The sequence below is a fragment of the Streptomyces spiroverticillatus genome, from assembly GCA_014650415.1.
In the GTDB taxonomy this organism is placed as follows: domain Bacteria; phylum Actinomycetota; class Actinomycetes; order Streptomycetales; family Streptomycetaceae; genus Streptomyces; species Streptomyces spiroverticillatus.
The window spans coordinates 242,828-250,134 of record BMUX01000013.1 but is presented as its reverse complement, the minus strand read 5'-3'; the positions used below and the strand labels follow the sequence as shown (position 1 = coordinate 250,134).

At 70.9% G+C, this 7,307-nt stretch carries 7 protein-coding genes; 1 reads left to right on the top strand and 6 read right to left on the bottom strand.

Annotated features, from left to right (window positions below; genetic code table 11):
• Window positions 1–307 precede the first annotated feature (307 nt).
• Together IE269_RS30295 and IE269_RS30290 are read right to left on the bottom strand one after the other, a co-directional pair.
• Entirely contained in the window at window positions 308–820 is a 513-nt protein-coding gene (locus IE269_RS30295) for a flavin reductase family protein (protein ID WP_189826384.1), read from the bottom strand.
• 280 nt (window positions 821–1,100) lie between these two features.
• Complete coding sequence (locus IE269_RS30290) at window positions 1,101–1,439, bottom strand: TlpA family protein disulfide reductase (protein WP_189826383.1); 339 nt, start codon at window positions 1,437–1,439, stop codon at window positions 1,101–1,103.
• A gap of 271 nt (window positions 1,440–1,710) precedes the next feature.
• Between IE269_RS30290 and IE269_RS30285 the strand changes: the two genes are divergently transcribed.
• Complete coding sequence (locus tag IE269_RS30285; protein WP_189826382.1) at window positions 1,711–2,436, top strand: lysophospholipid acyltransferase family protein; 726 nt, start codon at window positions 1,711–1,713, stop codon at window positions 2,434–2,436.
• 453 nt (window positions 2,437–2,889) lie between these two features.
• On the opposite strand, the gene IE269_RS30280 is transcribed toward IE269_RS30285, so the two are convergent.
• From IE269_RS30280 to IE269_RS30265, 4 genes are all read right to left on the bottom strand, one after another.
• Window positions 2,890–3,966, bottom strand: coding sequence for a threonine aldolase family protein (locus tag IE269_RS30280; RefSeq protein WP_189826417.1), 1,077 nt, complete (start codon window positions 3,964–3,966; stop codon window positions 2,890–2,892).
• A gap of 68 nt (window positions 3,967–4,034) precedes the next feature.
• Window positions 4,035–4,796, bottom strand: a complete 762-nt coding sequence (locus IE269_RS30275; protein WP_189826381.1) for an SDR family NAD(P)-dependent oxidoreductase — start codon at window positions 4,794–4,796, stop codon at window positions 4,035–4,037.
• Between the two features lie 26 nt (window positions 4,797–4,822).
• Complete coding sequence (locus IE269_RS30270; protein ID WP_189826380.1) at window positions 4,823–6,220, bottom strand: DUF6421 family protein; 1,398 nt, start codon at window positions 6,218–6,220, stop codon at window positions 4,823–4,825.
• A gap of 81 nt (window positions 6,221–6,301) precedes the next feature.
• Window positions 6,302–7,303: an alpha/beta hydrolase gene (locus IE269_RS30265; RefSeq protein WP_229898368.1), complete on the bottom strand. Its 1,002-nt coding sequence runs from the start codon at window positions 7,301–7,303 to the stop codon at window positions 6,302–6,304.
• Window positions 7,304–7,307: the final 4 nt, after the last annotated feature.

Genomic DNA, 7,307 nt, shown 5'->3' with positions numbered 1-7,307 from the left:
CCGTCAGGTCATCGGCGAAGTGCCGGTCGCCAGTGGCGTCGGGCACGTACTTCACACAGACAACGATCCTCAAGCTCACGCCGGGTCTCCTACTGCATCGTCTATTTGTCGGCTGCCTCGTTGCAGGCAGCATAGGCGCCTGAAGGGGCGGTTTCCGGTCGGGGCGGGTTGCGCTCCGACCGGAATATTACTCGTCAGTACACCCAGAGGGTTCCCCACAAGCAAGCGCAGGCAACTGTGACCTTGCCAACGCTGTGCAATCGCCGACAAAAGCGATGCATTCGGGCGCCTCTTTATTAGAAGCGTCTCAGTCGCGCAGCGCGTTGAAGCGTCCCTGGTGGTAGAGGAGCGGTCGCCCCTCGCCGGTCGGGTCCCCCGCGACGGCCTGGGCGAGCACGATGCGGTGGTCCCCCGCGGGTACCCGCGCCACCACGCGGCACACCAGCCACGCCAGGACGCCGTCCAGTACGGGAACGCCCTCGGGTCCCGGGTGCCAGCGGGTGGGCTCGCCGAAGCGGTCGGCGCCGCTGCGGGCGAAGGTCGCGGCGAGGGTCTCCTGGTGGTCGCCGAGTATGTGGACGCCGATGCACTCGGCGTCGGCGACCACGGGCCAGCTGGAGGACCCCGTACCGATGCCGAAGGAGACCAACGGGGGCTCGGCGGCGACGGAGTTGAGGGAGGTGGCGGTGAATCCCACGGGGCGGCCGTCGCGGCCGGCCGCGGTGATGACGGCGACCCCCGCCGCGTGCTGCCGGAAGACCGAGCGGAGCAGCTCGGGGGAGGCCTGCTGGGGAACGGCAAGGGTGGGCTGGAGCGTCATGGAGTTGTCCTTCTGCGGGAACGGGATGCGCGTGTGTCGGGTCCGTGGCTGCTCAGGCACCCGGACAGCGCGCGCTCGCGTTGCGGGCCAGGTCCACATGGGCCCGCCCGTAGAGAAGGAGTTCCGGCGGCATGACGTCAGACTGACGATTCCGGGTACGCACCGTCAAGTGCGCACCGGGAGCGAGCCGGTAGGAGATTGATCACTTCGCACCACACGGTGCGACTCACGCGACCGCCCGCCTCGGTGCGGCTCACGCGACCGCCCGCCCCGGTGCGGCTCACGCGACTGCCCGCCCGAGTGCCGCGATGACGTCGACCCGGCGCGGCTGTCCCGTCGCCCGGCGCACGATGTGTCCCTCGGCGTCCAGGACGAGCACGGTGGGTGTCTGCCGGATGTCCAGTTCCCGTACGAGCGCGAGGTTGTCCTCCGCGTCGATCTCCACGTGGGCGACCCCCTCGACCATCGCGGCGACCTCTTCGAGGGTGCGCCGGGTGGCCCGGCAGGGCTGGCAGAAGGCGCTGGAGAACTGGACGAGGGTGGCCCGCTCCCCCGGTTCGACGCCGAGTTCGGCCGCACCCAGCCGTCGCGCGCCTGTCTGTTCCGGCTGTTCCGGCATATTTCACCCTCCCCTTACGCACTGCTTGTCACAGTGTGCAGCGTGCGGCGCGGTGCGGCGATTCCCGCGGTCGTACGACACTTGTCATGAGCCCGCAGCAGGTCAGGGCATGGACGGACATCGTGTGACGTGACGAGAATCTCGCGTTCTGGGTACCCGGGGACTGGCTACTCGGCCGCACATGGGGCACGATCTGCCCAACGCCGAAAACCTACGGCAGCGTAACTTTCACACCGGGAGAGCCCTCCCCGGTCAGAGAAGGGTCCCCGTCATGGCAGAACTCGTCTATCGGCCGGTCATCGGCGCCGCGCGCACGCTCTTCAAGGCGCTCGACCTCAAGATCGACACTCAGGGTTCTGAGAACATCCCCCGCTCCGGCGGGGCCGTGCTGGTCAGCAACCACATCAGTTACCTCGATTTCATCTTCAACGGCTTCGCCGCCCTGCCGCAGAAGCGCCTGGTGCGCTTCATGGCGAAGGAGTCGGTGTTCCGGCACAAGGTGTCGGGGCCGCTGATGCGCGGCATGAAGCACATCCCGGTGGACCGCAAGCAGGGCGAGAACGCGTACAAGCACGCGCTGGAGTCGCTGCGCTCGGGCGAGATCATCGGCGTGTTCCCGGAGGCGACGATCTCCGAGTCCTTCACCCTCAAGAGCTTCAAGTCGGGTGCGGCCCGGCTCGCCCAGGAGGCGGGCGTGCCCCTGATCCCGATGGCGGTCTGGGGCACCCAGCGCATCTGGACCAAGGGCAAGCCGCGCAACTTCGGCCGCAACCACATCCCGATCACGATCCGCGTGGGCAAGCCCGTGGAGACGGCGGCGGGCGAGTACGCGGGTGCGGTCACCCGGCGGCTGCGCGAGCGCGTCCAGGAGCTCCTCGAAGCCGCGCAGCGGGCCTACCCGGTGCGCCCGAAGGACGAGAAGGACACCTGGTGGATCCCGGCCCACCTCGGCGGGACGGCGCCGACGCCGGCGCAGCTGCGCGAGGCGACGGGCTGACGGGGGCGCCCCTTCAGGGGCGCGGGCTGTTTCAATGTGCGGCTGCACCGCGCGGGCGCGCCCTGCCCGTGCGGGCCGCTTGAGGCCGTGCCCCTTCAGGGGCGCGGGGAACTGCGCGCCCAGCCACCCACTCACCCGCACGGAACCGGTCCCATTGCCCCGCGGGTTTAGGTGAAGGGGCGGGGCTGGGGACCTCTTGGCCCGGCGGGCCGGAGCTGAACTTGCCCGGCACCGGGAGGCGCCCTGAGGGCCCCGGGGCTGCGCGCACCTGACACCCCAGGTGCGGGCAGGGGCCGGTGCCGGGGCGGGCCCGGATCGGGCGGGCCGCCCCCTTGCCCGCCCGTCCCGCCCCCGGGGGGGGGGCGGCCCCGCTGCCCAAGGGGGCTGAGGGAAGGGGGAAGCCGAGCCCCAGGCTCGGGCCCCGCCCCGTCCCGCAGAGGACCAGGGCACCGCCTAGCGCCCCATCTCCTCCTTCAGCGCCTGGACGAACGCGTCCACATCGTCCGCCGTGGTGTCATACGCACACATCCACCGCACATCCCCCGCCGCCTCGTCCCAGAAATAGAAGCGGAACCGCTTCTGAAGCCGCTCGCTCACCTCGTGCGGCAGCCGCGCGAACACCGCGTTCGCCTGCACCTCGTAGAGGATCTCGACGCCGTCGACGGCCCGCACTCCGGCGGCCAGCCGCTGGGCCATCGCATTGGAGTGGCGGGCGTTGCGCAGCCACAGGTCGCGGGCGAGCAGCGCCTCCAGCTGCACCGACACGAAGCGCATCTTCGAGGCGAGCTGCATGGACGACTTGCGCAGCCGCTTCATCGCCATGGGCCGCACCGCGTCCGGGTTGAGGACGACGACGGCCTCGCCGAAGAGCATGCCGTTCTTGGTGCCGCCGTACGACAGGATGTCGACGCCCACGGCATTCGTAAAGGCACGCATCGGCACGTCCAGGGAGGCGGCCGCGTTGGCGATGCGGGCCCCGTCGAGGTGGACCTTCATGCCGTGCTGGTGGGCGTGGTCGCAGATCGCGCGTATCTCGTCGACCGTGTAGACGGTGCCCAGCTCGGTGTTCTGGGTGATCGAGACGACCTGCGGCATGGCCCGGTGCTCGTCGTCGAAGCCCCAGGCCTGCCGGTCGATCAGCTCGGGGGTGAGCTTGCCGTCCGGGGTGGGCACGGTGAGCAGCTTGAGGCCGCCCATGCGCTCGGGCGCGCCGCCCTCGTCCACGTTGATGTGGGCGCTCTCGGCGGCGATCACCGCACCCCAGCGGTCGGTGAGCGCCTGGAGGGCGACCACGTTCGCGCCGGTGCCGTTGAAGACCGGGAAGGCTTCGGCGGACGGCCCGAAGTGGGAGCGGATCACCTGCTGGAGGTGGGCGGTGTAGTCGTCCTCGCCGTAGGCGACCTGGTGGCCGCCGTTGGCGAGCGCGAGGGCGGCCAGCACCTCGGGGTGGGCGCCCGCGTAGTTGTCACTGGCGAACCCCCGCACGGACGGGTCGTGATGGCGGCGCGCATCGGTCTTCGGCGGGTTCACCGGAGTGGTGACCGTCGTGGTCGTCGTCACGGTGGTCGTGGTCGTCACCGCTCCGGTCACCGGATCCGTCACGGCTTGGGGGTCAGCCACAGGCGCTGTCCATTCACTTCCGAGGCGGGCTTGTCCCAGACTCCGGCGATGGCGTCGGCCAGTTCCGTGACGTCCGTGAAGCCCGCGAACTTCGCATTCGGGCGCTCGGCGCGCATCGCGTCGTGCACCAGTGCCTTGATCACCAGGATGGCAGCGGCCGTGCGCGGCCCGTCCTCGCCCCCCGCCTTGCGGAAGGCGTCGCCGAGCGCGAGCGTCCACGCCTCGGCGGCGGCCTTGGAGGCGGCGTACGCGGCGTTCCCGGCGGTCGGCTTGGAGGCGCCGGCGGCACTGATCAGCAGGTAGCGGCCGTTGTCGCTGCGCTGCAGGCCCGGCTGGAAGGCGAGGGAGGTGTGCTGGACGGTACGGATCAGCAGCTTCTCCAGGAGGTCCCAGTCGGCGAGGTCGGTCTCCGCGAAGGTGGCGGAGCCGCGCCAGCCACCGACGAGGTGGACCATGCCGTCGATCCGGCCGAACTCCTTCTCGGTCTTCTCCGCCCAGGCCCGGGTGGCGTCGAGGTCGAGGAGGTCGACGGTCTCGCCGATGACGGTGGCGCCGCCGTGTGCGTACCGCGCGGCGTCCACGGCCTCGGCGAGGCGGGCCACGTCGGCGTCCGCGCCGACGACGGTGGCGCCCGCCTCGGCGAGCCGCAGCAGGGTGGCGCGGCCCGCCGGTCCGGCGGCCCCGGCGACGGCGATGACGGCTCCGTCCAGGGGGCCCTCGGGTGCGTTCTGTGCGGTCATGTCGGTCGCCTCCTGGGCGCGGGGGCTCACGCGGCCACCCGCTCGGCGCCCGCCGCGGTGATGCCCTTGGTCGAGGCGATCACGGACTTGAGCTTCTTGGAAAGCGCCTCATAGAACATGCTCAGCGGAAACTCGTCCGGAAGCACGTCGTCCACCAGTTTCCGCGGCGGCAGCGACAGGTCCAGGGCGTCGGGACCCTTGGCCCAGCGCGATCCCGGGTGCGGTGCGAGGTACGTGGAGACCAGGTCGTACGCGGCGAACCAGTGCACCAGCTTCGGGCGGTCGATGCCGGCGCGGTACAGGTCCTCGATCTCGGCGCAGAGCTGGTTGGTGACCTGCGGGGCCCGCTCCCAGTCGATCTTGAGGGTGTTGTCGGTCCAGCGCACCACGTCGTGCTTGTGCAGGTACGCGAAGAGGAGCTGGCCGCCGAGTCCGTCGTAGTTGCGGACCCGCTCGCCGGTGACGGGGAAGCGGAACATGCGGTCGAAGAGCACCGCGTACTGCACGTCGCGGCCCTGCGGGACGCCGTCGGCCTCCAGCTTCACGGCCTCCTTGAAGGCGGTGAGGTCGCAGCGCAGCTCTTCCAGGCCATACATCCAGAACGGCTGGCGCTGCTTGATCATGAAGGGGTCGAAGGGCAGGTCGCCGTGGCTGTGGGTGCGGTCGTGGACCATGTCCCACAGCACGAAGGCCTCCTGGCAGCGGTCCTGGTCGGCGACCATCGCGCGGATGTCGTCGGGCAGGTCGAGACCGAGGATGTCGACGGCGGCGTCGGTGACGGCCCGGAAGCGGGCGGCCTCGCGGTCGCAGAAGATGCCGCCCCAGGTGAATCGTTCCGGCGCCTGGCGCACGGCGATGGTCTCGGGGAAGAGCACCGCGGAGTTGGTGTCGTAGCCCGAGGTGAAGTCCTCGAAGGTGATGCCGCAGTACAGCGGGTTGTCGTAGCGCGTGCGCTCCAGTTCGGCCAGCCAGTCGGGCCACACCATGCGCAGCACGACGGCTTCGAGGTTGCGGTCGGGGTTGCCGTTCTGGGTGTACATCGGGAAGACGACGAGGTGCTGGAGGCCGTCGGCGCGCGACTGGGCGGGGTGGAAGGCCAGCAGCGAGTCCAGGAAGTCCGGGACGTCGTACGCGGAGTCGGCCCAGGCGCGCAGGTCGGTGACCAGGGCGCGGTGGTAGGCGGCGTCGTGCTCGAGGAGCGGGGAGAGCTCCTCGACCCCTGCGATCACCCGCTCCAGGACGGCGTCGACGGCCGTGCGCGCCGGGGCGCCCTCGGCGTCCAGGTCGATGGAGCCGTCGGCGCTCTGCCAGGGGCGGATCTCCTCCACCGCCGCCTTGAGCACCCCCCAGGCCGGGTGGTCGATCGCTCGCGAGGCCTCGGCTATGCCCCCACCAGCAATGTCCTGCACCAGAATTTGCGTCATGTCACTTCCTCCACGGGAGAACCTCGCGTCAAGAAACCGTATCCACGCGTGGTTCTCCCGCACAAGAGGAGACAGGAGAAATTATCCTGCGCGACCCCCTAGATCACCGGAATTCTTCCTGTCGCACGCGCCTGTGGCGGCGATGGCTCCCGTCACACCGGCCATCGCGGCCCGGGAATCGGCGAGCAGCCCGGTGAATCCGAGGAAGCCATGGAACATCGCCGGGAAGTGCGCCCGTTCGACCGTCACTCCTGCTGCCCGCAATGCGACGACGTACGCCTCCCCCTCGTCGCACAGCGGGTCGCAGCCGGCGGTGAGGACGTACGCGGGCGGCAGCCCGCGCAGGTCGGCGGCGCGCAGCGGAGAGACGCGCGGATCACGCGCAAGGGCGCGCGCCTCGCGCCCGAGGTACTGCTCCCAGTACCACCGCATGTGCGCGGCGGTGTGGAAGTAGCCGCCGGCGTTGCGCCGATAGGACACGGTGTCCTGCGCTGCGTCCAGCACCGGATACAACAGCACCTGGAGCGCCAGTGCCGGACCGCCGCACGCACGGGCGCTCTGCGCGCACACGGCGGCGAGGCAGCCGCCGGCGCTGTCGCCCGCGACGACCAGCGCACCCGGGTCGCCTCCCACCTCTTTGATGTGCTCGGCAACCCACACCAGTGCGGTGTACGCGTCGTCCACCGCCGCCGGGAACGGTGCTTCCGGTGCCAGCCGGTAGTCCACCGACACGAAGGCCGCACCGGAGCCGGCGCACAGCTGCCGCACAGTGGCGTCGTGCGAGTCGAGCCCGCACAGCGCGAAGCCGCCGCCGTGGAAGTACACGACGGTGGGGTACGGGGCGGGCCTGTCCGGCAGGTAGACGCGCACCGGGATGTCCGGCGCCCCTGCCGGTCCGGGGATCGTACGGTCCTCGACCGACCCCACGGGCGGCCCGCCCGGCCCCGGGGGCTGGGCGGCGAGGACGCGGCGGGCCTGCACCGCGCTGGTGACGGTCCGTCCGAGGTCGGGGAAGCACGCGCTCATACGGTCCACGAGGGGGCGGGCCACGGGGTCGAGCCGGTCGTGCCCGGCGTGCGTCATCGTG

Coding starts and splice junctions, on each gene's coding strand:
- IE269_RS30265 (WP_229898368.1), bottom strand. CDS start 7,303: ATGACGCACGCCGGGCACGACCGGCTCGACCCCGTGGCCCGCCCCCTC.
- IE269_RS30290 (WP_189826383.1), bottom strand. CDS start 1,439: ATGCCGGAACAGCCGGAACAGACAGGCGCGCGACGGCTGGGTGCGGCC.
- IE269_RS30285 (WP_189826382.1), top strand. CDS start 1,711: ATGGCAGAACTCGTCTATCGGCCGGTCATCGGCGCCGCGCGCACGCTC.
- IE269_RS30275 (WP_189826381.1), bottom strand. CDS start 4,796: ATGACCGCACAGAACGCACCCGAGGGCCCCCTGGACGGAGCCGTCATC.
- IE269_RS30270 (WP_189826380.1), bottom strand. CDS start 6,220: ATGACGCAAATTCTGGTGCAGGACATTGCTGGTGGGGGCATAGCCGAG.
- IE269_RS30295 (WP_189826384.1), bottom strand. CDS start 820: ATGACGCTCCAGCCCACCCTTGCCGTTCCCCAGCAGGCCTCCCCCGAG.